Genomic DNA, 25,404 nt, shown 5'->3' on the forward strand with positions numbered 1-25,404 from the left:
GTGGACCCCGGAACAAGTCCGGGGTGACGGATGAGGGACTATTGTTTCTCGCGTTCAATCATCCTGCCAGGTCACGCCGTCGCGCTCGGTCAAGGCGATCGCGGCCGACGGACCCCAGGTGCCCGAGCCATAGCTTTTCGGCTTCACGCCATTGGCGTCCCAGCCGGCGCGGATCGCGTCGGTCCATTCCCATTGCGCCTCGACCTCGTCACGGCGCACGAACAAGGTGGGGTCGCCCTCGATCAGATCCAGCAGCAACCGCTCATAAGCGATCCGTCGCCGCGCGCCCGCAAAGGCCGCGTCCATGCTCAAATTCAACGGCACTTCGCGCAGGCGGATGCCGTCGCGGTCGAGACCCGGCTCCTTGGCCATCACCAGCAACTGGACGTATTCCTCCGGCTGCAGGCGGATGATCAGCACGTTGGGCTGCAGCAGTCCGCCGCGCCCGGCGAACATCGAATGCGGCACCGGTTTGAACTGGATCGCGATCTCGCTGCGGCGTACGGGCAGGCGCTTGCCGGTGCGGATGTAGAACGGCACGCCCTGCCAGCGCCAATTGTCGACACGCGCCTTGATCGCCACGAACGTCTCGGTGTTCGAGGGCTTGCCGAGTTCGTCCTGATAGCTCTTGACGATCTCACCGCCGACCGCACCCTCGCCATATTGGCCGGTGACCGTCAGATGCGGAACTTCCTCCGGCGTCATCTTGCGCAGCGAACGGAACACCTTGGCCTTCTCGTCGCGCACCGCGGTGCCGTCGAAGCGGGCAGGAGGCTCCATCGCGATCAGCGCCAGCAGCTGGAGCATATGGTTCGTCACCATGTCGCGCAGCGCGCCGGCAGTCTCGTAATAGCCCGCGCGATCCTCCAGCCCGACCGTCTCGGCAATGGTAATCTGCACGTTGTCGATCCCGCGCGCGTTCCACACGGGTTCGAAGAAGCTGTTGCCGAAGCGCAAGGCTAGGATGTTCTGCACCGTCTCCTTGCCGAGATAATGATCGATGCGGAACGTCCGCTCTTCAGGGAAGGCGGATGCGACGGTGTCGTTGATCTCGCGGCTGCTCGCCAGATCGTAGCCCAGCGGCTTTTCCAGCCCGATGCGCACCGTCGGCCCGGCGAGCCCAGCGGATTCCAGCCCCTTGATGACCGGTTCGAACAGCGACGGCGCGGTCGACAGGAAGATCGCGAGTCCGCCCGCGACATCGCCGACCTTGGCCGACAGATCTTTGTAATGCGCCATGTCGGTCGCATCGAGCGCCTGATAACCGAGCCGTTCAAGGAACGACTTGACCGCCTTCTCGTCCTTGCGATCGGCCGGCAGGAACTCATCCAGAGCCGCCTTGGCGAACTTGCGATAGCTCGCATCGTCATGATCGGAGCGCGCGGTGCCGGTGATCGTCAGACCATCGGGCAGCAATCCGTCGGCATGCAGGCCGTAAAGCGACGGCAACAGCATGCGCTGCGCCAGATCGCCGGTTGCACCGAACAGAAGCAGCTTGGCCACCGGATTGCGCGTCATGTCGACCTCATTCTTGCGTCGCCGGTGCCGTAGCGGCGGCGTGGGGCGGGGACAATTGGAATACGTGTGCGGTGGGTCGAAATATGGGTTCGTTACCCACCGTTCGGCCTGAGCCTGTCGAAGGGCAAGTGCGCGCCCTGGCCTTCGACAGGATCAGGCCGAACGGATGTTTGCTAGAGGATCAGCCCCGCCACCGGATCCAGCCCGGCCATGACGTTCAAATTCTGCACCGCCGCGCCGCCAGCACCCTTGCCGAGATTGTCGAGCGTTGCGATCAGCAGCGCCTGGCCGGTATCGGGATTGCCGCATACGCGGAGCGTCAGTCGATCGGTGCCGGCATCGTTCTCGATCGCGACCATCGCCGCATCGCCCTCGGCGATCGTGATCAGCGGGCAATCGCGATACGCCTCGCCCAGCACCGCCTCGCAGACATGCAAAGTTGGGCGGCGGGGGAAGGCGTGGAGGGGAAGGGGCAGCTGAACCACCATGCCGCGATAGGTGTTCACCACCGCCGGCGTGAAGATCGGCGCATGTTCGACGCGGGCGTGCTTCTGCATTTCCGGCACATGTTTATGTGCGAGACCAAGGGCATAGGCGCGGAAGGCGGGCGGCGTAGCGGCGCTCTCGAACTCCGCGATCATCGCTTTGCCGCCGCCGGAATAGCCCGACACGGCATTCACGGTCAGCGGCCAATCGACCGGCACCAGCCCGGCGCGGACCAGCGGACGAACGAGCGCGAGGAAACCGGTCGGGTAACAGCCGGGATTGCTGACCCGTTTCGCCTCGGCGATCGCCGCCTGCTGTCCGGGTTCGAGTTCGGGGAAACCGTAGGTCCAGCCGTCGCCGGTACGATGCGCGGTCGAGGCGTCGATCACGCGGGTGCGATCATTGGCGATCAGCGATACCGCCTCGCGCGCGGCATCGTCGGGCAGGCAGAGGATGACGAAATCGGCATCGTTCAACGCCTCGGCGCGCGCCGAAGCATCCTTGCGCTTGTCTTCGGGCAATTGGATCAACGCGATGTCGGTGCGCCCGGCCAGCCGGTCGCCGATTTCGAGCCCCGTCGTGCCGACTGCGCCGTCGATGAATACGCTGATGGTCATTTCGCCCGTCCGCCAATCGCAGCGGCGTCGATGTAACCGACCAGCCCGCTGTCGCAGGCGATACCCCAGGCGTTGCTGCCCGCCAATTCGAACACTTCGAACACCTCACCCGCCGCAATCTCGACAATTATAGGCGAGTTTGCGTCGGCGGCTTCACGCAATGCGACAGGCTGGCCGAGTTCGACGGCCATCGGCGCGGCGTAATGCGGCGCGAATACGCGATCGGCCAAGCGAACGTCGGCCAGATCGCCGCGCACGGCATGCGTCCGTGGATCGAGCGTGACGGAGCGGCCCGAGAGCGCGAAGCTCCTACGCGGCGTTTCGACGTATGGCGGGTTGCTCGGCCTCGCCGAGGAAATGCCCGAACTCTTCAAGAAACTCTGCCCCTTCAGTCGTGCGCGCGACGAAGATATTCCGCTTGTCGGTATCGTCGCGCTGCCGGCGCAGATAGCCGAGAGCACCCAGCCTATTCAAGGCGCGCGTGACCACGGGCTTCGAGACGTTCAGCGCACGCGCCAGACCCCGTACCGTATGCGGCCCCGGTTTGAGATAAACGACGAGCAATAGCGCCATCTGGCGGTTGGTCAGATCGGGTTCGCCAGAGCGGACGTAATCGACCAGCGCCTTCATCCAGGTCGCAAGAGTCGATCCGAGGGTCTGTTCGAGGATTGTTGCCACGATCTCCGTCCAATGTTGCTTGATGCAAGGGGGGTGCATCACGGTTCCTAACGATCCGACGGCGATAGGGTTTCAGTGCGGATGCGGAATGTTAATTTTGTTACGATGCAGGCGCTTCCGCTTACCCGATCGTCTGCCCGGTTGATCGGAGCCGTCCGCTCCCCTATGTGGCCGCTTTCGCAAACCATAGATCGCCCGCACAACCATGTTCACTTTCCTGCTCGTCGTTCACGCCATCATCGCCGCCGTTCTGGTCGGCGTGATCCTGATGCAGAAGTCGGAAGGCGGCGGTCTGGGCACCGGTGGCAGCCCCGGCGGCCTGATGTCGGCACGCGGCGCAGCGGATTTCCTGACGCGTTCGACCGCCGTGCTGGCGACTGCTTTCGTCGGCATGTCGATCCTGCTCGCGGTTCTCGCATCGAGCGGCCAGACGGTGAAGGTCGATACCTCGCTCGCGACCAAGCCGGGCGCTCCGGCGGCCCCGGCCGCGGCACCGGCTCCGGTCGATGCCGGCAGCGCGGCGGCGATCGCGGCGAACCAGATGGCACCGGCGGCGGCTCCGGCCGGAAACAGTGCGGTGCCGCTCGCGCAGTAAGCGCCAGCCCACCGTTCGTTCGTTTTATTCTCATGTAACCGGAGTCGCGCGCTTGCCGCGCGGCACCGATAGACGTTAGGCGTTTTCTCCCATGGCGCGGTTTATTTTCATCACCGGCGGCGTGGTCTCCTCGCTCGGCAAGGGTCTCATGGCGGCGAGCCTCGCGGCGTTGCTGCAGGCACGCGGCTACACCGTGCGCATCCGCAAGTTCGATCCGTATCTGAACGTCGATCCCGGCACGATGTCGCCATATCAGCACGGCGAGGTCTACGTTACCGACGACGGAGCGGAGACCGATCTCGATCTCGGCCATTACGAACGCTTTACCGGCGTTCCCTCGCGCCAGTCGGACAACGTGACGTCGGGCCGCATCTATCAACAGATCATCGCGCGCGAACGGCGTGGCGATTATCTGGGGGCCACGGTGCAGGTCGTGCCCCACGTGACCGACGCCATCAAGGAATTCGCCCAGGCGCAGAGCGACGACGTGGATTTCGTGTTGTGCGAGATCGGCGGCACCGTCGGCGATATCGAATCGCTGCCGTTCATCGAGGCGATCCGGCAACTGCGCAACGATCTCGGGCGCGGCAATTCGGTCAGCATCCATGTGACGCTCGTGCCGTACATCGCGGCGGCTGGCGAGTTGAAGACCAAGCCGACCCAGCATTCGGTGCGCGAACTGGCGGCTTTGGGCGTACAGCCGGACGTGCTGGTGTGCCGTTGCGAACATCCGTTGCCCGAGAGCGACCGTGCCAAGATCGCCCTGTTCTGCAACGTGCCGAAGGAAGCGGTGATCCCGGCGCTGGACGCCAAGAGCATCTATGCCGTGCCGGTACAATATCATGAGGAGGGGCTGGACGACGCGGTGCTCAACGCGTTCGGCATCCTGCCCGGCCGGTCACCCGATCTGTCCCGCTGGACCGATATCATGGACCGCCTGACCAACCCCGAGGGCGAAGTGACCGTCGGCGTGGTTGGCAAATATGTCGGCCTGCAGGATGCCTACAAGTCGCTCAACGAGGCGCTGGTCCATGGCGGCATCGCCAACAAGGTGAAGGTGAATATCGAGTGGATCGACGCCGAACTGTTCGAATCCGCCGATAACGATATCGCCGCCCGGCTCGAACCGCTGCACGCCATCCTCGTGCCCGGCGCGTTCGGATCGCGCGGCGCGGAGGGCAAGATCGCCAGCGTGCGCTTCGCCCGTGAGCGCGAGATTCCCTATTTCGGCATCTGTTTCGGGATGCAGATGGCGTGCATCGAAGGTGCGCGCGATCTCGCCGATATTCCCCATGCCAGCTCGACCGAATTCGGCGCGACCGAAGAACCGGTGGTCGGCATGATCACCGAATGGATGACCGCAGAGGGCGTGGAGAAGCGCGAAGCCGGCGGCGATCTGGGCGGCACGATGCGGCTGGGGGCCTATGCCGCGAAGCTAGACGGCAACAGCGTCGTCTCCTCGATCTATGGCGACACCGACATCTCCGAACGCCATCGCCACCGTTACGAGGTCAATACCGGATACCGGCAAGCGCTGGAGAAGGGCGGGCTGGTGTTCAGCGGCATGTCGCCGGACGGGATGCTGCCCGAGATCGTCGAGCGGCCCGACCATCCGTGGTTCGTCGGCGTGCAATTCCACCCGGAATTGAAGAGCAAGCCGTTCGATCCGCATCCCTTGTTCGCGAGCTTCATCGCGGCGGCGGTGAAGCAGAGCCGGCTGGTCTGATCGGCGGATCGACCCGGACGGGCCCGGCCGGACGATAAAGTTTGGCTATGTGCGGGCCAAGCACAACCCGGAGTGATATCCCACCTGTTTGATAGGTATTGCTTCTCCCATATTCGCCGGACACGGCATCTAGGGGGAAGACATGCTCGGTTACGCTTCATACGTCCTGATGGCTTCGACCGCAGCTCAGGCGGTCGTTCCGCCGCCGCCTCCGCCAGTGGTAACCACGGTTCCCGGCACGCAGGACCGCGACGAACTCAACGTCCAGCAGAGCTCGGTCGCCTCCGACATCGTCGTCACCGCCCGCCGTCGCCAGGAAGCGGCGCAGAACGTACCGATCGCGATCTCGGTGGTCGGCGTGAAGGAACTGGACAGCACCGGCAGTTTCAACGTCCAGCGGCTTCAGCAATTGCAACCGACGCTGCAATTCTATTCGTCCAACCCGCGCAACTCGTCGGTCAATATCCGTGGTCTCGGCGCGCCGCTCGGGCTGACCAACGACGGTATCGATCAGGGCGTGGGCGTCTATATCGACCAGGTCTATTTCAGCCGCGTCGCCGTCGCCACGCTCGATTTCCTGGACGTGCAGCAGGTCGAGACGCTGCGTGGGCCACAGGGAACGCTGTACGGCAAGAACACGGTCGCCGGCGCGATCAGCATCACGTCCAAGCCGCCGAGCTTCGATTTCGAGGGCCGCGCCGAGGTTACCGCGGGGAACCTTGCGTTCAAACAGGCCAAGGCGTCCGTTTCCGGCCCGATCAGCGATACGGTCGCGGCGCGCATCGGCCTGTCCACCACCAGCCGGCGCGGGACGATCTTCAACGTAAAGACCGGCAATTACGTCAACGAACAGGACAATATCGGTGTTCGCGGTGCGGTGTTGTGGAAGGCGACCGATACGCTGAATTTCACGCTGTCGGGTGATTACAACCGGCAGGACCCGGAATGCTGCGCGCAGATCTATGTCCGCTACGGCCCGACGCAGCGCGCCGCCAACCGGCAATATCCCGCGCTGACCGCCGCATTCAACTATGCCGTGCCGAGCACGAACCCGTTCGATCGCCTGACCGATCTCGATGCCGATCTCAACGCCCGCAACATTCTCGGCGGCGCGTCGCTGCGCGGCGAGCTTCAGCTCGGCTCCGGCACGCTGACGTCCGTCACGGCGTGGCGCTTCTGGGACTGGCTGCCGGCGAACGACCGCGACTTCACCGGCCTGCCGATCACTACACTGTCGCAGAACCCGACCAAGCAGAACCAGTATACGCAGGAACTGCGCTATGCCGGTGAGGGCAACCGCTTCGACTATGTCGTCGGTGCGTTCGCTTTCTATCAGGATATCCACACCACCGGCGTGCAGCGGCAGGGATCGGCGGCGAGTCGCTGGCTGATCAGCCCGAGCGCGCGCGACACGACGGTGGCCGGCTCGCCGCTGCTCTACCTCGATCCGACCGTGCTCGATGGGCTGACGGCCAACAACGACATCCGTCTTAAGAACTTCAGCGGCGCGCTCTTCGGCAAACTCAATTACAAGATCACCGACGAGATCACGCTCTCGCCGGGTGTCCGCCTCAATTACGACGACAAGGTCGGCAGCTATGTCAGCATCGTGCGCGATGGGCAGGGCAATCTCGTGCCGGCGACGGGCGGCAACCCCCGGCAGGTGGAACAGCGCACCGCCCTGACCCCGCAATCGTTCGTCGACGAGGCCTATCGCCAGTGGAACGTGTCGTACGATTTCACCGGATCATACAAGCCGTCGCGCGATATCCTGATCTACGGCACCTATGCGCACACCTTCAAATCGGGGGGGCTCAATCTGAACGGCGTGCCCGTCGTCAATGGCGTCGCGCAGACGCAATTCGCGCAGGTCAATCCGGAGAAGGTCGATCACTTCGAGGTCGGCTTGAAGTCGCAATTCTGGGATCGCAAGGCGACGTTCAACCTCACCGGCTTCTGGACGTCGATCAAGGATTATCAGGCGCTGGTCAACGACGGTGCCAACGCGACGTTGCGCGGGTATCTCGCCAATGCCGGCAAGGTCCGCGTGCGCGGGATCGAGGCGGATTTCTCGGTGCGCCCGTCGCAACGCTTCAACCTGTACGTCAACGGTGCCTATACCGACCCCAAATACGTGGATTTCGCCAATGCGCCGTGCCCGCCCGAGCTTTCGGGCGGCACGTCGGCCCCGGCCGGCAGCGCGGGCGGCACGCCCGGTGTGCCGGGCCAGCTCAGCCCGCTAGTGTGCAACATTTCCGGTCAGCTGTTGCCCGGCATTTCGAAATTCGCCTTCTCCTATGGCGGCGAATACAATGTGCCGGCCAAGCTGTTCGGGCTGGACGGGCAAGCGTATCTGGCGGCGGATGCGAATTCGCGCTCGACCTTCTCGTCCAACGCCTCGCGTTCGATCTACACCGACATCAAGGGATACACTCTGGCGAACTTCCGTGCCGGTTATCGCACCGATACGTTCAACATCTTCGGCTGGGTGCGCAACGCGTTCGATCGGGAATATTTCGAACTTCTGGCAACGACGCCGGGCAATACCGGTCTGGTCTCGGGCAATGTCGGCGATCCGCGGACCTATGGCCTGACGCTGAGCGCTTCTTTCTGAGGAGCTTCTCGCCCGTCATCCCGGTTTGCGCCGGGGTGGCGGTGGCGAGGGGCGGGGTTGCAGACAGGACGCCGGCAAAGCCGTCGTCGGACGGGCGGCTTGCAGCGCCCGCCGGCCGTTTTGGGCGATCCGCGCTTTTGCGCGGACCGGAGCGACGCAGTCGCGCCTTCGCCCAAAAAGCAAACGCCCGGGCCGTTTCCGACCCGGGCGTCCTGCGTGACGATCGCTCGTCAGCCCCCTTTGTCCCGCTCCCCTCGCCACACCCGAAGGCGGCGTTGAAAGCATTCCCCGAACCACGGCCGTTGCCTGTGTCTCAGTGATTGTGTTGCTAGGTAAGATGGCGCGATTTGTCACCGGCAATGTGGCCGGTGCGGTTGGATTGCGGCTACCCTGTGGCGATTCCGCAACAGGGTGTTTCTGTTGCCAGCGCGGAGCCGGCCCCCTAGAGCAAACGCCATGATCCTCTCCCGTTACGAACGCATGATCGCCCGGCGCTATCTGCTGCCCGGCAAGGGCGAGGCGTTCATCTTCCTCGTCGCCTCGATCAGCCTAGTCGCCGTGATGCTGGGCGTCGCCGCTCTCGTCATCGTCATGAGCGTGATGAACGGCTTCCGCGCGGAACTGTTCGACAAGATCGTCGGGCTCAACGGCCATGCGGTGGTGCAGGGAATCGGCGGGCAACTGCCCGACTGGCGAGATATCGTGAAGACGGCGCGCGCCACGCCCGGGGTCACATCCGCCACGCCGCTGATCGAGCAGCCGCTGATGACGAGCTATAACGGCCGGGTCGAGGCGGTGCTGGTGCGCGGCATGCGCGTGGCCGATATCCGCGCCAACAAGACGATCAACGGCAAGGTCGTACTGGGCTCGCTCAACGTCCTGACCGCCGGCAGCAACAAGATCGCGATCGGATCGCGCCTCGCCGATGCGCTCGGCGCGACCGTCGGTAGCGAAATTTCGCTGATCAGCCCGCAGGGGCAGACGACGCCGTTCGGCACCGTGCCGCGCATCGTGTCCTACACGGTCGGCGCGATCTTCGAGATCGGGGTGTACGATTACGACAAGGCGTACATCATCATGCCGATGGAGGACGCGCAGACCTTGCTGCTGATGGGCGACAGCGTCGGCATGGTCGAGGTGCAGACGGAGGATGCCGACCGGGTCGGCACGATCCTGGCGCCGCTTCAGGAAAAGGTCGGCCGTCGCGCGGTGATCGCCGACTGGCGGCAGATGAATGCGCAATTGTTCGAGGCGCTGGCGGTCGAGCGTGTGGCGATGTTCACCGTGCTGTCGATCATCATCCTGGTCGCGGTGTTCAACATCCTGTCGTCGCTGATCATGCTGGTCCGCGCCAAGACGCGCGACATCGCGATCCTGCGCACGATGGGCGCGACGCGGGGCGGGTTGATGCGCATCTTCATGGTCGTGGGCACGACGATCGGCGCACTGGGCGTGCTGGCAGGTTTGCTGCTCGGCTTCGTCTTCCTGTTCTATCGCCAGGGCGTGGTGAATTTCGTGCAGTTCGTGACCGGGCAGAATTTGTGGGATCCTTCGATCCGCTACCTCACCGAGCTGCCGTCCAAGACCGATCCGGTCGAGATCGTGGTGATCGCGCTGATGGCATTGGTGTTCAGCTTTCTCGCGACGCTTTACCCCGCGTACAAGGCGGCGAGCACCGATCCGGTTCAGGTTTTGCGCTATGAATAAGTGTCACCTGACCACCACCGTTCGCCCTGAGCCTGTCGAAGGGCATGGCGCAGCGTGTGGGCTTCGACAGGCTCAGCCCGAACGGGTGTTTGCATGACTGATATCCTCCACGTCACCGGCCTGACGCGCAGCTTTTCGCAGGGCGGTGTCACGATCGAAGTGCTGCGCGGCGTCGATCTCACCGTCGGCCAGGGCGAGATCGTCGCGTTGCTTGGACCATCCGGCTCGGGCAAGTCGACTATGTTGCAGGCGGTCGGATTGCTCGAAGGCGGGTTCGCCGGATCGATCATGATCGCTGGCGAGGAAGCGGCGAAGCTCGATGCGCATGGCCGTACGCTCGTGCGCCGCGACCAGCTCGGCTTCGTCTATCAATTCCATCACCTGCTGCCCGATTTCAACGCGACCGAGAATGTCGTGCTGCCGCAACTCGTGCGCGGTGCCACCCGCGCCGTGGCCGACGAGCGCGCCGCCAGCCTGCTCACCGCTCTGGGCCTCGGCCACCGCCTGACGCACCGCCCCAGCCAGCTATCGGGCGGCGAGCAACAGCGTGTCGCCGTCGCCCGCGCGCTCGCCAATCGGCCGGCGCTGGTGCTGGCGGACGAACCGACCGGCAATCTCGACGAAGCCACCGCCGACATCGTGCTGACCGAATTCCTCCGTCTGGTACGCGGCGAAGGTTCGGCAGCATTGGTCGCCACGCATAACGAGCGCCTGGCCGCCAAGATGGACCGGGTCGTGAGGTTGCACGAAGGCCGATTGGCATGAGCCTCTGGCGCGAAACGCCGACGCTCGTCGGCCGTCACGTCACGCTCCGGCCCTTACGTGAAGACGACAAGGAGGCGCTGGTCGCCGTCGCTTCGGCGGACGATCTGTGGGACCTGTTCTACGCCAGCGTCTCGCAGTTGAAGGACGCAGACCGCTTCATGGCGGCAACCCTTCGCGAGCGGGATTATGGCCGCGCATTGCCTTTTGCGGTGCTCGATCCGGCTGGCATCGTCGTCGGCGCCACCCGCTTCATGCGCATGAACGAGGCCAATCGACGGCTCGAACTCGGCGGGACGTTCTACGCCAAGTCGGTCCAGCGCACCGGCGTGAATACCGAGGCCAAATTGCTGCTGCTCACCCACGCATTCGAAGTGTTGGGCTGCCAGTGCGTCCAGATCCGCACCGATTACCTCAACAAACGCTCGCAGGTCGCGATCGAACGCCTCGGGGCGAAGCGCGACGGCATCCTGCGCGGGCATCAGGTTCTACCCGACGGCCGCTTGCGCGACAGCGTGGTCTACAGCATCCTCGCGCACGAATGGCCCGGCGTGCGCCAGAACCTCGCATTCCTGCTCGCCCGCAACGAAGGGAAATCCGCATGACCGCGATCACCGACCTCACCGTCAAGGCCGCCGACGGCACGCCCGCCAATCTCTCCGCCTATGCCGGTAAGGTGCTGCTGGTCGTCAACACCGCCTCCAAATGCGGCTTCACTCCGCAATATGAGGGGCTGGAGGCATTGCACCGCGATTATGCCGACAAGGACTTCGAAGTGCTGGGTTTCCCCTGCAACCAATTCGGCGCGCAGGAACCGGGCGACGCGGCGGAGATCGCCAATTTCTGTTCGCTCACCTACGACGTGACCTTCCCGGTCTTCGCCAAAGTGGACGTCAACGGATCGAACGCCGATCCGCTGTTCGTCGAACTGAAGAAACAGGCACCCGGCTTCCTCGGCACCGAGGGAATCAAGTGGAACTTCACCAAATTCCTGATCGGCAAGGACGGGCAGGTGGTGGAGCGTTATGCCCCAACGACCAAGCCCGCCGACATCAAAGCGGATATCGAGAAGTTGCTCTAATCGCGCGCCAAACCGTCATCTACCTCGCTACAAACCGTCATTCTCCGTGCCATAACCGTCATCCCAGCGCAGGCTGGGATCTCGAGCGGCAAGGGCGCGACAGGAACCGCATGAGATCCCAGCCTGCGCTGGGATGACGAGATGAGGCTGCGTAGATCAGGCTGACGAGGGTAGGGCGAAACGCGTCGAACCCCGCTTCCCGAATCGCACCTCAGCCCCCATAGTCCCGCGATGCCGCATTCCGCCTTCGTGCCTCTCCGTATCTTCTCGTCCTACACCATGCTCGATGGCGCGATCGAACCGAAGGCGATCGCAAAACGTGCGCAGGAACTGGGCTTTCCCGCCGCCGCGCTGACCGATCGCAACGGCCTTTATGCCGCGATGGCTTATTCGGACGGGTGCAAGGGCGCGGGCGTGCAGCCGATCATCGGCACGATGCTGGGCCTGGCCCGGCCTGACATGCCCGAGGGGATGGAGGCTCCACTCGACTGGATCGCGCTCTATGCGCAGGACGAGGCCGGATACGACAATCTCTGCGCGCTCGTCAGCCATGCGCATCTCGGCCGCCCGGTCGAGCAATCGCCGCATGTCGATTTCGAGATGCTGGCCAGGCACACGGACGGCCTGATCGCGCTCACCGCCGGGCGCGAGGGCGGGCTGACGCGCCTGCTCGCCGATGGCCAAGCCGACCGCGCCGAACTGTATGCCGACAGGCTCGAGGCGCTGTTCCCCGACCGCCTCTATATCGAACTCACCCGCCGGCTGGACGAAGTGGAGGGCAGGGCGGAGGCGCCGCTGCTCGACATGGCCTATGCCCGCGGCCTGCCGCTCGTCGCGACCAACCCGTGCTGCTATGCCGACGAGGATTTCAGCGAGGCGCACGACGCCATGCTGTGCATCGCCCATTCGACCTATATCGCCAGCGAGGATCGCCCGCGCTCGTCGCCCGATGCGTGGATGAAGCCGGCCAAGGACATGCGCCTGCTGTTCGCCGATTTGCCCGAGGCGATCGCCAACACTTTGGTCGTCGCGCAACGCTGTGCCGTGTCCGCGCCCTATCGCAAGCCGATCCTGCCCAGCCTCGCCGGCGATCCCGAGGCGGAATCCGCCGCCCTGCGCAGCGACGCGCATGCCGGCCTGACGGAACGCCTGAAGAAGGGCCTCGCGCCGAACACGACCGAGGCGGATTACCGCGCGCGGCTCGATTTCGAGCTCGACGTCATCGTGTCGATGGGGTTCCCCGGCTACTTCCTGATCGTCGCGGACTTCATCAAATGGGCCAAGGACCACGATATTCCGGTCGGCCCGGGTCGCGGTTCGGGCGCGGGCTCGGTCGTCGCCTGGGCGCTGACCATCACCGATCTCGACCCGATGAAGCTGGGGCTGCTGTTCGAACGCTTCCTCAACCCGGAACGCGTGTCGATGCCGGATTTCGACATCGATTTCTGCGAAACCCGGCGCGAGGAGGTGATCCGCTACGTCCAGCGCAAATACGGGACGGATCACGTCGCGCAGATCATCACCTTCGGTCGCCTGAAGGCGCGCGCGGTGCTGAAGGATACCGGGCGCGTGCTGCAGATGAGCTACGGCCAGATCGATCGCCTTGCCAAGCTGATCCCCAACCACCCGACCGATCCCTGGACGCTGGATCGCACGCTGAACGGCGTCGGTGAATTCCACAACGAATACAAGGCCGACAGCAACGTCCGCCACCTGATCGACCTGGCGATGAAGCTGGAGGGTCTGCCGCGCCATTCCTCGACCCATGCCGCCGGCGTAGTGATCGGCGATCGTCCGCTGGCGCAGCTCGTGCCGCTGTATCGCGATCCGCGTTCGGACATGCCCGTCACGCAGTTCGACATGAAATATGTCGAGGGTGCGGGGCTGGTGAAGTTCGATTTCCTCGGGCTGAAGACGCTGTCCGTCTTGAAAAAGGCGATCCAGCTGCTTGCCCAGCGCGGCATCGTGCTCGATCTCGACAGCCTGGAATGGACCGACGAGGCGACGTTCAAGCTGATCCAGAGCGGCAACACCGTCGGCGTGTTCCAGATCGAATCCGAAGGCATGCGCCGCACGCTGACCGCCGTGCGCCCGACCGTGTTCGAAGACATCATCGCGCTCAACGCACTGTACCGCCCCGGCCCGATGGACAATATCCCGATGTTCGGCCGCCGCAAGAACGGTGACGAGCCGATCGAATATCCGCATCCGCTGCTCGAAGGCATCCTGAAGGAGACCTATGGGATCTTCGTCTATCAGGAACAGGTGATGCAGGCGGCGCAGATCCTCGCCGGCTATTCGCTCGGCGGCGCCGATCTGCTGCGCCGCGCGATGGGCAAGAAGATCAAGAAGGAGATGGACGACCAGCGCGCCACCTTCGTCGAGGGTTGCGCGACCGCGCACGGCATCGGCGCGCCAAAGGCCAATGAACTGTTCGACTTGATCGACAAGTTTGCCGGCTACGGCTTCAACAAGAGCCATTCCGCGGCTTATGCATTGCTGACCTATCAGACGGCCTATCTGAAGGCGCACCACCCGCACGAATTCTTCGCAGCCTCCATGTGCTACGATCTGCATCTGACTGATAAACTGGCGATCTTCGCGGACGATATGCGCCGCATGGGCGTGACGTGCCTGCCGCCGTGCGTGAACGCGAGCGAGGCGGAATTCGGCGTCGAGGAGAGCGAGGACGGCCTGGTCGTCCGCTATGCGCTCGCGGCGCTGAAGGGTGTGGGCGAGGGTGCGATGGAGAAACTCGTCATAGAGCGCGGCCAGAACGGCGCGTTCGACAGCATCGACGATTTCGCCCACCGCGTCGATCCGCGCCTGCTCAACAAGCGCCAGCTGGAAGGGTTGGCCGGGGCCGGCGCGTTCGACGGCATGAACAAGAACCGCGCCGGCATCTTCGCCATCGCCGAAACCCTGCTCGCCACCGCCGCGCGTACGCAGGAGGCGAAGGTCAGCGGGCAGGGCGGCCTGTTCGGAGAGGGGCAAGCGTCCGAACCCGCGATCAAACTGCCGCTCGCCGCGCGCTGGACGCTGGCGCAGCGTATGGAGCAGGAGAAGGAGGCGTTCGGCTTTTATTTCTCCGCCCACCCGGTCGATCGCCATGCCCATCTCGCCAAAGCGCACGGCGTTCGCCGCTATGCCGCGCTGGCCGAACTCCAGATCCCCGACGACGGCAGCCGCGCCGGTGCGACGATGGCCGCTCTGGTCGAGGACGCGCGCTGGCGCACCTCGGCGCGGGGCAAGCGCTACATGATGGCGACGCTCTCCGATCCGTCCGGCCAGTTCGTCGCGACCTGTTTCGATGACAATGTCGCCGCCGACCTTGAGGAAGCCGCACGGGTCGGCGGGTGCGGCATTATCACGGTTGAGTTGGATCGCCGTCCGGGCGAGGATACGCCGCGCGTTTCGATCAAGCGCATCCAGCCGTTCGAACAGCTCGCCGCCACCGCGCGTTTCAACCTCGTGGCGGACGTCGCCTCGTGTGCCGCGATCCGGCAATTGGGCGAAATCCTCTCCGAACATCGCGGTGCGCGGGGCGAAGTGTGGATCAATGCGGCGTTGCCCGATGGTGGATCGGCGCGCATCCTGCTGGGGCGTGATTTCCTGCTCGACGGCGAACTGGCGGGACGGATCGAGCTGCTTCAGGACATCGCCAACGTCGAACTGAAGACGTCCGAAACCCGGCTCGCTTTGGTGGGCTGAAGCCTGTCGGGAACGTTTCGTTACATTGTAAGCATTGCCCCCCGGGTCAGCATCATTATGCTGCGCGTAAACCAGCCGCGCGGGACATGAGACCGCAAGCGGGAGAGGAACGACGATGCTTGGTGGAATGCAGGATTTCGAATTGCGCGTGCCGCGTCTGCTGGATCATGCTGCGCGGGAGCACGGCAAACGTGACGTCATCACGCGCTGGGCCGATGGCCGCGAAACCCGCAGCGACTGGGCCGGCATCGCGCATGATTCCCGCCGCCTGGCGCAGGCGCTCGAACGGCTGGGGCTGAAACCCGGCGATCGTGTCGCGACGCTGGCGATGAACCATGGCAGCCATCTCGTCGCTTGGTACGGCACAATCGGGATGGGCGGCGTGATCCATACGATCAACCCGCGCCTGTTCGACGAGCAATTGGTGTACATCGCCAATCACGCCGAGGATCGCGTGTTGATCTACGACAAGCTGTTCCAGCCCTTGGTCGATCGTTTGAAACCGCTCTGGACCAGCATCGATCACTACATTTGTTTCGATAGCGAGGGCGCCGACAGCTTCGATGCGTTACTGGACGCCGAGAACGGCGATTACGCCTGGTTCGAGGGCGGCGAGCGCGAGCCGTGCATGCTCTGCTACACCAGCGGCACGACCGGCAACCCCAAGGGCGTGCTCTACACCCACCGCTCGACGCTGCTGCATGCGATGCACGCCGGATCGGCCTCGGTGATGACGCTCAGCGCGCGCACCGCGATCCTGCCGATCGTACCGCTGTTCCATGCCGCCGCCTGGGGCCTGTGCTTCGCCGCGCCACTGGCCGGATCGAAGATGGTGTTCAGTCAGGTCAACAATGCCGATGTGCTGTGCGGCCTGATGAATCGCGAGAAGGTGACATTGGCGAGCGGCGTGCCGACCGTCTGGCTGGCGCTGTTCCAGCATATCGATGCGACCGGCGAGCTTCCCGCGACGGTCGAGCAGATCACCGTCGGCGGATCGGCCGCGCCGCGTGCGATGATCGCCCGCTTCCTCGATATGGGCATTCAGGTGATCCACCTGTGGGGCATGACGGAAACCTCGCCCGTTGCCACCGCCGCCTGCCCGCCGCCCGGATGGCAGGATATGTCGCGCGACGAGCAGCTCGATATGCTCCAGAAACAGGGCAGCATCCCGTTCGGCATCGAACTGCGCGTGCTGGACGACGATGATGCCGAGCAACCGCGCGACGGCGTTTCGTCGGGCCGCTTGCAGGTGCGCGGGCCGTGGGTCGTGCAACGCTATTTTGGTGCGGCCGAGGATGCGGTGGACGAGGACGACTGGTTCGACACCGGCGACGTCGCGGTGCTGCATGCCGACGGTACGATGCAGATCACCGATCGCGCCAAGGACGTGATCAAATCCGGCGGCGAATGGATCAGCTCGGTCGATCTCGAAAACGCCGCGGTCGGCTGCACCGGCGTCGCCGAGGCCGCCGCGATCGGCATCTATCACCCGAAATGGGATGAGCGCCCGATCCTGCTGGTGGTCAAGAAACCGGGCAGCGAGGTAACGCCGGCCGAGATCAACGCGCATCTCGAAAAGCATGTCGCCAAATGGTGGCTGCCGGACGAGATCCTGTTCGTCGACGACCTGCCGCATACCGCGACCGGCAAGCTGCTGAAGACCGAGCTGCGCGCTCGGTTCAAGGATTATCAGCTGGCGGCTTGAGTGGGGGCTTCATTCCGCTAGTTTAAAACGATCCGTTCGTCCTGAGCCTGTCGAAGGGCGTGTTCCAAGCGCAATGGTGCATTCAGGCACGTGCTTCGACTGACTCAGCACGAAAGGCGGGTAGGGGGCCCCCTTTTACTTCCTTCCCCGGCGGAGGCCGGAGCCCAGTCGCGAAGGTCTATGTTATGATGCGCGGTGCCCGATTACGTCAGTCTCCCGACTGGGCCCCGGCCTTCGCCGGGGAAGCGTAAAGGGTTGTGGCTGAAACGTGAGGCTAAGCCAAAGCCAACCTCAAACCTCCGCGGTCGCCAACGCCAAGGCCCGGCTCGTCTCCAGCAACTTCATCCGCAGCGTATGCGAGAAGTTTCGCCCGATCGCATTGCGCACCTCCTGATTGGCGGTGATGTACGCCCGCAGCGCCCCGGCCTCCGCGCACCAGAAGCGCGCCGGGGTTTCCAGCACCACCGTTGCGGTCGCCGGCTCCCCGGTCAGCGCGCTCGCTTCGCCGATCAGGTCCCCGGCATGGCAGGTCGCGACCTTGCGGCCGGAGACTGTCACCGTGGCATCGCCGCTGAACAGATAGACGAGATGCGCGGTATCCTCGCCTTCGCGGGTCAGCGCCTCGCCCGCTTCGCCCGAGATCCAATATCCGCGATCGATGAAATGCCGCGCCGCCGAAGGGGAGACCCCAGTCAGCAGACTGTCGCGCATCGCCGCATCCTCGACCGAGAAGCGCGCCGCGCCGTTGCGGGTCAGCGCCGCCAGCCCCAAAAACGCACCGCACAGCACGATCCCCGCCGTCCAGCCGATCGCCACCCACCCGCTGTGCCAATAGAAAGCGTGCACGCCCAGGATCGCCGCTGCCAGCCCGATCAGCCATCGTGCCCGCGCATTGCCGACGATCATCGCCGCCAACAGCAAAGCATAGCCGATATGCAGGCTCAGCGCTGGGATCGCGAACACGTCCGTCCTTTCGAAACACTTGCCCAAATATAGGTGCCGGGTCGCGCATTCGTTACCCTAGAAGAACAATTCACCCTGCGGACCTTGCGGCGGCCTGAACAGATCGCGCCGCACCGATATCTTCTCTCTGTTCAGCCCGTATTTCCGGCATGCAATGTGAAAGCGCGTGCGCAGCAGATCGCCGAATGCGCCTTGCCCGCGAAACCGGCTGTGGAAATTCGGGTCGTTGTCGCGCCCGCCGCGCAGCGACCGGATCGTCGCCATCACCTTGGCCGCGCGATCCGGGAAATGCTCGTCGAGCCAGGCCCGGAACAACGGCGCAACCTCATGCGGCAAACGCACCGGCAGGAAGAACGCCGCCCGCGCACCGGCCTCCGCCGCACGCTCGAGGATATGCTCCATCTCGTGATCGGTGATCGCCGGGATCACTGGCGCGATCGACACATAGGTGGGGATGCCGGCCTCGCTCAGCCGCCGCACCGCCGCCAGTCGCCGAATGGGGGCAGGGGCCCGTGGCTCGACCGTCATGGCGATCCTGGGGTCGAGCGTGGTGATCGAGATCGCCACCGCCACCAGTCCTTTCGACGCCATGGCGCCGAGAAGGTCGATATCCCGCGTCACCCGGTCCGATTTGGTGGTGATGGTCAGCGGATGATCGGTTTCCGCCAGCACCTCGATGCACGCGCGGGTGATGTGCCAGTCGTTCTCGATCGGCTGATACGGATCGGTGTTCGTCCCGAACGCGATTGGTAGCGGCTCGTAGCCCGGCCTGGACAATTCCGCGCGCAGCAGCACCGCGGCATTCGGCTTGGCGAACAGCTTGCTCTCGAAATCCAGCCCCGGCGATAGATCGTGAAACGCATGCGTCGGCCGTGCGAAGCAATAGATGCAGCCATGCTCGCAGCCGCGATACGGATTGATCGAGCGATCGAAGCCGATGTCCGGCGACTGGTTCTTCGAGATGATCGTGCGCGGCGTCTCCACCGTCACCGTCGTGCGCAACCGGGGCGGAGCGCCGTCCAGATCCTCGCGCGCATCGAGCCAATCCCCGTCCGCCTCGGTCTGCGGCAGGTTGAAGCGACTGCTCTCCCGATTGAGCGTCGCGCCGCGTACTGGCCGGGGGTTTGCCATTTCCATGGGGTAACTGGATTAATGGAACATAGCAAGAACGCAACGGTGCCGTCCGTGGCAATCAGCGCGATCTGACATCTGGCGAAAGTACCCCGTCAACCTCGCGCAGGCGGGGGATCCCGCTTCTTCTTCGGGCTGCGGGGCAAGGCAGCGGGATCCCCGCCTTCGCGGGGATGACGGGCTGGGGGTGCCAAGTCATCGGTCGTCTGCCCGGCAGGAGCGAGACCCTACCGCTCCATCAGCCGCGGCATCAGTTCCACGAAGTTGCAGGGCTTGAACCGGCTATCCAGCTGGTGGACCAAGATCCCGTCCCAACCGTCCTTCACCGCCCCCGTCGATCCCGGCAGCGCGAAGATATAGGTGCCGCGCGTCACGCAGGCGCAGGCGCGGGACTGGATCGTGGAGGTGCCGATCGTCTGGAAGCTCAGCCAGCGGAACAGTTCGCCGAAGCCCGGGATCATCTTGTCCGCGACCTGCTCGATCGCCTCGGGCGTCACGTCGCGGCCCGTCACGCCGGTGCCGCCGGTGGTGATGACGCAATCGACCTGATCGTCGGCGATCCAGCGTTCCAGCTTGGCGACGATCGCCGGCACGTCGTCGGTCACAATGCTGCGATCGGCCAGCACATGGCCCGCCGCGTTCAGCCGATCGACCAGGAACTGGCCGGACTTGTCGTCGGCCAGGCGGCGGCTGTCGGAAATGGTGAGGACCGCAATCCGAACGGGGCGCAGCGTCGCGCTTTCTTCAATTGGCACTGAGGATCGTGCTCTTCACCGCCGTCAATCGCACCGCGCTCGCGCCCGCCATGCCTGGGAAGCGCGGCCACATGCCCTGGGTCAGCGCCATGCGGCTCGGCGAGACGGCCTTGCCGCCCTGCGATTCGTACATCCAGTAATTGCGCAGCACCGTCGCGACATAGCCCCGCGTCTCCCAATAGGGGATCGATTCGATGTAGAGCAGGGGGTCGCCACCGTCGCGCGACATCGCGTTCCACAATTGCACCGGTGCCGGCCCGGCATTGTACGCCGCGATCACCTTAAGCAGCAGACCGCCGGTCAGCGGCAGATCGCGCAATTGCTCGAGATAGGATTGCCCCACCTCCATATTGACCGAGGGCTTGCTCAGCGCCGAGCGATCATAGACCCGGCCATGCTTGCGCGCGATATCGGTCGCGGCGGCGGGCATCACCTGCATCAGGCCGTATGCGCCGGCCTTGCTGATGACGTTGGTGCGGAAGCGCGATTCCTGCAAGGTGTGGGCGTAGACCAGCGCCTTGTCGACGCGCCAGCCGCCATCCGGCGTCCAGTTCGGCGCAGGGTAACGCGCCGCGAGCGACGGCTGTGCGCCGACCGGGCCGTTCTGCGACAACCACACCTGCGTGCCGGGCAGATCGAAGCTGGCGGCCAGCCGGACCAGCGCGCCGAATTCGGACGGGTCGCCAAGCTTGGCCTCCTGCCGGATCACTTCGTCGGCCAGGCTTGTCTCACCGATCTCGACCAGGGCAGCGGCGACGCGGACGTTGGGGCGGCGGCCCAGTACCTGCCAGTCGGCGGCGACATATGCGTCGGGCTTCGGCATCACCTCGCGGATGCCCAGCGCCTGACGCGCGAGCAGGCCATAGAAAGTCTCTTTATATTGCGCCGCGCTCTTCAGTCGGCCTTCGATCCGGTCGGGGCGGGCACAGACCATGTCGGCGCGCGCGGCCCAATATAGTGCCGCGGCGCGGAGTTCGATATCGCCCGCCCGGCCGGCGACGCGTTCGAAACCGCTGCCTGCGACGGCACAATCCTTCTGACGCCACGCCGCCAGCGCGCCGACCCATTCGCCCTGGATCGACCAGTCGCCAATGCCCATCGCCGCCTTGGCCGCCATCGTGCGGGCGTTGTTGTCGTCGCCCTGCAGATAATAGATCCAGGCGACCTTCTGCTGCCATTCGGTCAGCGCCTCGGGCGTCAGCCCCTGCGTCGAATCCAGCAAGGCCTGTGCCGATACGCCGTCATCGGCCTTGATGAAGGGCTGCATGCGGATCGCTAGTTCGGCGGTCGACATATCGGTCTTGATGCTCTTGGCGCGCGCGCGAACCGGGGCGCTGCCCAGCCAAGTCAGGCGATTGCCCTCCGGCAGCGGCGGAAGGTCCACCGCGCCGCGCGACCGGGCCATCGTGTAGAGCTGTTGTGCCTGGGGCAGTTCCGGTGCCTCGGCGAGCAATTTCATCAGCGGATCGAGATCGGCCTTGGGCGACCCCTTGGCCGTGAGCAGTTCGGCGCGGGCGATGGCATGCAGCGGGCCGGGCTTCATCGAGGCGAGCAGCAATTGCGCGTCCTGCCATTTCTGGTCGCGGATCAGCGCGAACAGCGTGCGATATTCCTCGCGCTGGCCCGCATCGAGCTGGTCCGGGATGCCGGCCTTGGCGCGGGGCGCGGTGGCGGTGGCAGTGGCAGTGGTCGAAACGTCCGCCGGCTCCGCGGCATATGCGGTCGCCGGGGCCACCGCCGCGATACAGGCCAAAGCCAGAACTGCCTTCACGATTCCAATCCCCCGATCAGCATCTGCAAATCTTTCCAGGCCTCGGCCTTCTTCGCCGGTTGTTCGATCAGGAAGCGCGGATGGAACGTCGCGACGGCCTGAACTTCATCGGCGACCGTGCCTGCCTGATGGTTAACCGCACGTAAACCCCCGCGCGCCTTGAGAAAATCCATCCCGAGCAGCGCACGGCTCGGCGCATTGCCCATCAACAACACTCGTTTCGGCGCGGCGAGCGCAACATGATGCGCCAGGATCTCGCTCAACCGCGCCTCGATTTCCGGCGCGATCCGGCCAGCGGCGGGGCGCGCATTGCACATCGACACCAGATACACCGTCTCGCGACTCAGTCCGATCGCCGACAGCATTCGATCGAACAATCTGCCCGCAGATCCGCTCATCAGCACGCCGCTGGCCGCATCCTCGCGCTCGGGCATATCTATCACGATCATGATATCGGCGGAGGCATCGCCCTGTGCCGCGATCGCCTTGCCGTGCCATGCCGCTTCGGGGGTATCCGCACCCGTGCGCCACGCTTCGAACGCCGCCAGCGTTTCGGGCATCGCACCCGCCGCTACGGCATCGGCGATCGTTACGCCGGGATCGGCGGCAGGCGTCGGGGCGGGGAGGGCCAGCCAGTTGCGCGGCGTCTCGTCGATATTGGCATCGACACCCGCATCGCGCCACCATTCGAGCGCGCTCGCAGCCGCTTGATTCCAGTCGAAATTTTGATCAGCCCCCATGTCGCCCTTAGAGTGTGTTATTGACGCGAAGGTCAACTTGCTGGCACCGCATCTTGGACAGGACGTTGCAGCGGCGCGACGAGATAGCATCGCACGGCCCCCGATGGAGACGAAGAGTGAGCGAACGCGAATCCATGCCCTATGACGTCGTGATCGTCGGCGCAGGCCCTTCCGGCCTTTCGGCAGCGATCCGGCTGAAACAGCTGGCCAATGAAAAGGGCAGCGAGCTTTCCGTCTGCGTGCTCGAAAAGGGTTCGGAAGTCGGCGCACACATCCTGTCCGGCGCGGTGATCGATCCCCGCTCGCTCGACGAGCTGATCCCCGACTGGCGGGAACAGGGCTGTCCGATGGCCGAGGTTCCGGTCAACGACAACCAGCACTGGATCCTGACGAAGAAGAAGCGCTTCGGCATGCCGCACTTCGTCACGCCCGGCTTCATGCACAACAAGGGCACATACACCGGCAGCCTGGGCAATCTCTGCCGCTGGCTGGCGGGCCAGGCGGAAGAACTCGGCGTCGAGATTTTCCCCGGCTTCGCCGCGGCTGAAGTGCTGTTCAACGAGGACGGTTCGGTCAAGGGCGTCGCGACCGGCGACATGGGCGTGGCGCGGGACGGCACCCACAAGCCGGATTACACGCCGGGCCTCGAACTCCACGCCAAATACACCTTCTTCAGCGAAGGCGTGCGCGGGCATCTGTCCAAGGAGCTGATCCGCAATTTCGATCTCGCCAAGGACAGCGAGCCGCAGGTCTACGGCCTCGGCATCAAGGAATTGTGGGACATCGACCCCGAACTCCATGCGCCAGGTCGCGTGATCCACACGCAGGGCTGGCCGCTGAGCGAAACCGGCTCCAACGGCGGCGGTTTTCTCTATCACCAGGCGAACGGGCAGGTCGCCCTGGGCTTCGTGACGTGGCTCAATTATTCGAACCCCTATCTCTCGCCGTTCCAGGAAATGCAGCGCTGGAAGACGCATCCGGCCATTTCGGAAATCCTGAAGGGCGCCAAGCGTGTGTCCTATGGCGCGCGTGCGATCAGCGATGGCGGATTGCAGGCGATCCCCAAGCTCGTCTTCCCCGGCGGCGCGCTGATCGGCGACAGCGCAGGCTTCCTCAACGTGCCGCGCATCAAGGGCACGCATACCGCGATGAAGAGCGGCATGATGGCCGCCGAAGCCGCGTTCGATGCCGTGACGGCAGGCCGCGAGCATGACGAACTTGCCGCGTACCCTGAGGCATTCGACGCGAGCTGGGTGAAGAAGGAACTGTCGATCGTCCGCAACGTGCTGCCGCTTGTCGAAAAATTCGGCGACCTGATCGGCACGGGCCTGGCCGGCATCAACATGTGGCTGGAAAGCTTCGGCCTGAAGATGCCCTTCACCATGAAGCATCATCCCGATCACAAGAGCCTGTGGCGCAAGGATCTGGTCCAGAAGATCGACTATCCGAAGCCCGATGGCGTGCTGACCTTCGATCGCCTGTCCTCGGTATTCCAGTCGAACACCAATCACGAAGAGGACCAGCCGGTCCATCTTACGCTCAAGGACCCGTCGATCCCGGTCGCATACGACCTGCCGATGTACGACGAACCGGCGCAGCGTTATTGCCCGGCCGGCGTCTACGAGATCGTCGGCGAGGATGTCGGCGACCCGAAGTTCGTGATCAACGCGCAGAACTGCGTCCACTGCAAGACCTGCGACATCAAGGACCCGACGCAGAACATCAATTGGGTGGTGCCGGAGGGCGGCGGGGGGCCGAATTATCCCAACATGTGACTGTATGTGCTTCCCCGGCGAAGGCCGGGGCCCAGTCGGAATGGCCATGGTTATGGAGGACGGCGCACAGTTATGACCGTCTCCAGACTGGACCCCGGCCTTCGCCGGGGAAGGTCTAATATTCGTGAGCCGTTAATCCGATGATCCTCGAACCCGCCCCAGCCAAGATCAACCTCGCGCTCCACGTCCGCGCGCGCCGGGCCGACGGCTATCACGAACTCGAAACCCTCTTCGCATTCCTCCGCGACGGCGACGAAATCCGCGTCTCGCCCGGTTCGGCCAGCTTCACGATCGACGGTCCCTTCGCCGCCGGCCTCGCCACCGAAGGCGACAATCTCGTCATACGAGCGGTTGGATTATTCTCCAAAGCTTTTGAGATAACGGCAGAATATAAAATCATTCTGACCAAGAACCTCCCCATTGCCTCCGGCATCGGTGGAGGCTCGGCCGACGCTGCCGCCACCCTCCGCGCACTCGCCCGCCTGAACGAAATCGCGCTCGACGACCCCCGCCTGTTCGCCTGCGCCGACGCGCTCGGCTCGGACGTTCCCGCCTGCCTGCTCGGCCGCAGCGCGATCGGAATGGGCAGGGGGGAGAAGCTCGAACCGCTGGACGGCCTCACTGGCATTCCGGTCCTGCTCGTGAACCCCGGCGTCGCCGTTTCTACCGCCGCCGTGTTCAAGAACTGGGACGGCAGGGATCACGGCCCGATCGGCAACGGCCCGCTGCTCGATCTCGCGCAAGCCGGCCGCAACGATCTCGAACCAGCCGCCCGGGCGCTTGCGCCCGTGATCGGCGACGTGCTGGATCAGCTCGCAAAGACGGCGCCGGTCCTCGCCCGCATGTCCGGTTCCGGCGCGACCTGCTTCGCGCTTTACGCCAGCGCAGCCGATCGCACGCACGCAGCCGTCGCGATCCGCGCCCACGATCCCGTCTGGTGGTGTCTCGAATCGACACTCGCGTAACGCTTTTCCGTGCCGCAACGGGACGTGTCCAAAATCGTTAACCTTTCAGACCCGCACCAATGCTGAACTGGCCCCGCTCTTGCTGAGTGGGAGCCAGAACGGAT

At 64.5% G+C, this 25,404-nt stretch carries 20 protein-coding genes; 11 read left to right on the forward strand and 9 right to left on the reverse strand.

The window, feature by feature from the left end:
• Nucleotides 1–54: 54 nt before the first annotated feature.
• The 4 genes from zwf to U1738_RS00960 form a co-directional block, all read right to left on the reverse strand.
• Entirely contained in the window at nt 55–1,518 is a 1,464-nt protein-coding gene (gene zwf / locus U1738_RS00945; protein WP_332787163.1) for a glucose-6-phosphate dehydrogenase, read from the reverse strand.
• A 173-nt stretch (nt 1,519–1,691) separates the two neighbouring features.
• A complete protein-coding gene (gene argC / locus U1738_RS00950) occupies nt 1,692–2,621 on the reverse strand; it encodes an N-acetyl-gamma-glutamyl-phosphate reductase (protein WP_332787164.1) in 930 nt (309 codons plus the stop codon).
• The gene (locus U1738_RS00955) at nt 2,618–2,878 is read right to left on the reverse strand and encodes an SH3 domain-containing protein (RefSeq protein WP_332787165.1); all 261 of its coding nucleotides are present in this window, start codon (nt 2,876–2,878) and stop codon (nt 2,618–2,620) included. The genes argC and U1738_RS00955 overlap by 4 nt, the downstream gene beginning before the upstream one ends.
• A 52-nt stretch (nt 2,879–2,930) precedes the next feature.
• Nucleotides 2,931–3,251, reverse strand: a complete 321-nt coding sequence (locus tag U1738_RS00960) for a MarR family transcriptional regulator (RefSeq protein ID WP_332787166.1) — start codon at nt 3,249–3,251, stop codon at nt 2,931–2,933.
• Nucleotides 3,252–3,504: 253 nt separating this feature from the next.
• Here U1738_RS00960 and secG point away from each other — a divergent pair, with 253 nt between their 5' ends.
• The 9 genes from secG (at nt 3,505) to U1738_RS01005 (ending at nt 17,200) form a co-directional block, all read left to right on the forward strand.
• On the forward strand, nt 3,505–3,894 hold the full coding sequence (gene secG, locus U1738_RS00965) for a preprotein translocase subunit SecG (protein WP_332787167.1): 390 nt from the start codon (nt 3,505–3,507) through the stop codon (nt 3,892–3,894).
• A 91-nt stretch (nt 3,895–3,985) separates the two neighbouring features.
• On the forward strand, nt 3,986–5,620 hold the full coding sequence (gene pyrG / locus U1738_RS00970) for a CTP synthase (protein WP_332787168.1): 1,635 nt from the start codon (nt 3,986–3,988) through the stop codon (nt 5,618–5,620).
• Nucleotides 5,621–5,789: 169 nt separating this feature from the next.
• Complete coding sequence (locus U1738_RS00975) at nt 5,790–8,234, forward strand: TonB-dependent receptor (protein ID WP_332787169.1); 2,445 nt, start codon at nt 5,790–5,792, stop codon at nt 8,232–8,234.
• 456 nt (nt 8,235–8,690) lie between these two features.
• Nucleotides 8,691–9,941: a lipoprotein-releasing ABC transporter permease subunit gene (locus U1738_RS00980; RefSeq protein ID WP_332787170.1), complete on the forward strand. Its 1,251-nt coding sequence runs from the start codon at nt 8,691–8,693 to the stop codon at nt 9,939–9,941.
• Nucleotides 9,942–10,034: 93 nt separating this feature from the next.
• Nucleotides 10,035–10,706 carry an ABC transporter ATP-binding protein gene (locus U1738_RS00985; protein ID WP_332787171.1) on the forward strand — a complete coding sequence of 224 codons (672 nt, stop codon included), beginning with the start codon at nt 10,035–10,037 and terminating at the stop codon, nt 10,704–10,706.
• Entirely contained in the window at nt 10,703–11,308 is a 606-nt protein-coding gene (locus U1738_RS00990) for a GNAT family N-acetyltransferase (RefSeq protein ID WP_332787172.1), read from the forward strand. Before U1738_RS00985 ends, U1738_RS00990 begins: the two co-directional genes overlap by 4 nt.
• Entirely contained in the window at nt 11,305–11,784 is a 480-nt protein-coding gene (locus U1738_RS00995) for a glutathione peroxidase (protein ID WP_332787173.1), read from the forward strand. Before U1738_RS00990 ends, U1738_RS00995 begins: the two co-directional genes overlap by 4 nt.
• A gap of 231 nt (nt 11,785–12,015) precedes the next feature.
• The gene (dnaE, locus tag U1738_RS01000; RefSeq protein ID WP_332787174.1) at nt 12,016–15,495 is read left to right on the forward strand and encodes a DNA polymerase III subunit alpha; all 3,480 of its coding nucleotides are present in this window, start codon (nt 12,016–12,018) and stop codon (nt 15,493–15,495) included.
• Between the two features lie 115 nt (nt 15,496–15,610).
• Complete coding sequence (locus tag U1738_RS01005; RefSeq protein WP_332787175.1) at nt 15,611–17,200, forward strand: long-chain fatty acid--CoA ligase; 1,590 nt, start codon at nt 15,611–15,613, stop codon at nt 17,198–17,200.
• 291 nt (nt 17,201–17,491) lie between these two features.
• Here U1738_RS01005 and U1738_RS01010 read toward each other — a convergent pair whose 3' ends face one another.
• The 5 genes from U1738_RS01010 to U1738_RS01030 form a co-directional block, all read right to left on the reverse strand.
• A complete protein-coding gene (locus U1738_RS01010; RefSeq protein ID WP_332787176.1) occupies nt 17,492–18,163 on the reverse strand; it encodes a cyclic nucleotide-binding domain-containing protein in 672 nt (223 codons plus the stop codon).
• Nucleotides 18,164–18,220: 57 nt separating this feature from the next.
• Nucleotides 18,221–19,294: a PA0069 family radical SAM protein gene (locus U1738_RS01015; protein WP_332787177.1), complete on the reverse strand. Its 1,074-nt coding sequence runs from the start codon at nt 19,292–19,294 to the stop codon at nt 18,221–18,223.
• A gap of 227 nt (nt 19,295–19,521) precedes the next feature.
• Nucleotides 19,522–20,049 carry a molybdenum cofactor biosynthesis protein B gene (gene moaB, locus U1738_RS01020; RefSeq protein ID WP_332787178.1) on the reverse strand — a complete coding sequence of 176 codons (528 nt, stop codon included), beginning with the start codon at nt 20,047–20,049 and terminating at the stop codon, nt 19,522–19,524.
• Nucleotides 20,039–21,820: a lytic transglycosylase domain-containing protein gene (locus U1738_RS01025; protein ID WP_443026962.1), complete on the reverse strand. Its 1,782-nt coding sequence runs from the start codon at nt 21,818–21,820 to the stop codon at nt 20,039–20,041. Before U1738_RS01025 ends, moaB begins: the two co-directional genes overlap by 11 nt.
• Nucleotides 21,817–22,560, reverse strand: a complete 744-nt coding sequence (locus tag U1738_RS01030; protein ID WP_332787179.1) for a uracil-DNA glycosylase — start codon at nt 22,558–22,560, stop codon at nt 21,817–21,819. Before U1738_RS01030 ends, U1738_RS01025 begins: the two co-directional genes overlap by 4 nt.
• 116 nt (nt 22,561–22,676) lie before the next feature.
• Here U1738_RS01030 and U1738_RS01035 point away from each other — a divergent pair, with 116 nt between their 5' ends.
• On the forward strand, nt 22,677–24,335 hold the full coding sequence (locus U1738_RS01035) for an electron transfer flavoprotein-ubiquinone oxidoreductase (protein ID WP_332787180.1): 1,659 nt from the start codon (nt 22,677–22,679) through the stop codon (nt 24,333–24,335).
• A 140-nt stretch (nt 24,336–24,475) separates the two neighbouring features.
• Nucleotides 24,476–25,300, forward strand: a complete 825-nt coding sequence (locus U1738_RS01040) for a 4-(cytidine 5'-diphospho)-2-C-methyl-D-erythritol kinase (protein WP_332787181.1) — start codon at nt 24,476–24,478, stop codon at nt 25,298–25,300.
• Nucleotides 25,301–25,404: the final 104 nt, after the last annotated feature.

It is taken from the genome of Parasphingomonas caseinilytica, assembly GCF_036663755.1.
Classification (GTDB): domain Bacteria; phylum Pseudomonadota; class Alphaproteobacteria; order Sphingomonadales; family Sphingomonadaceae; genus Sphingomonas.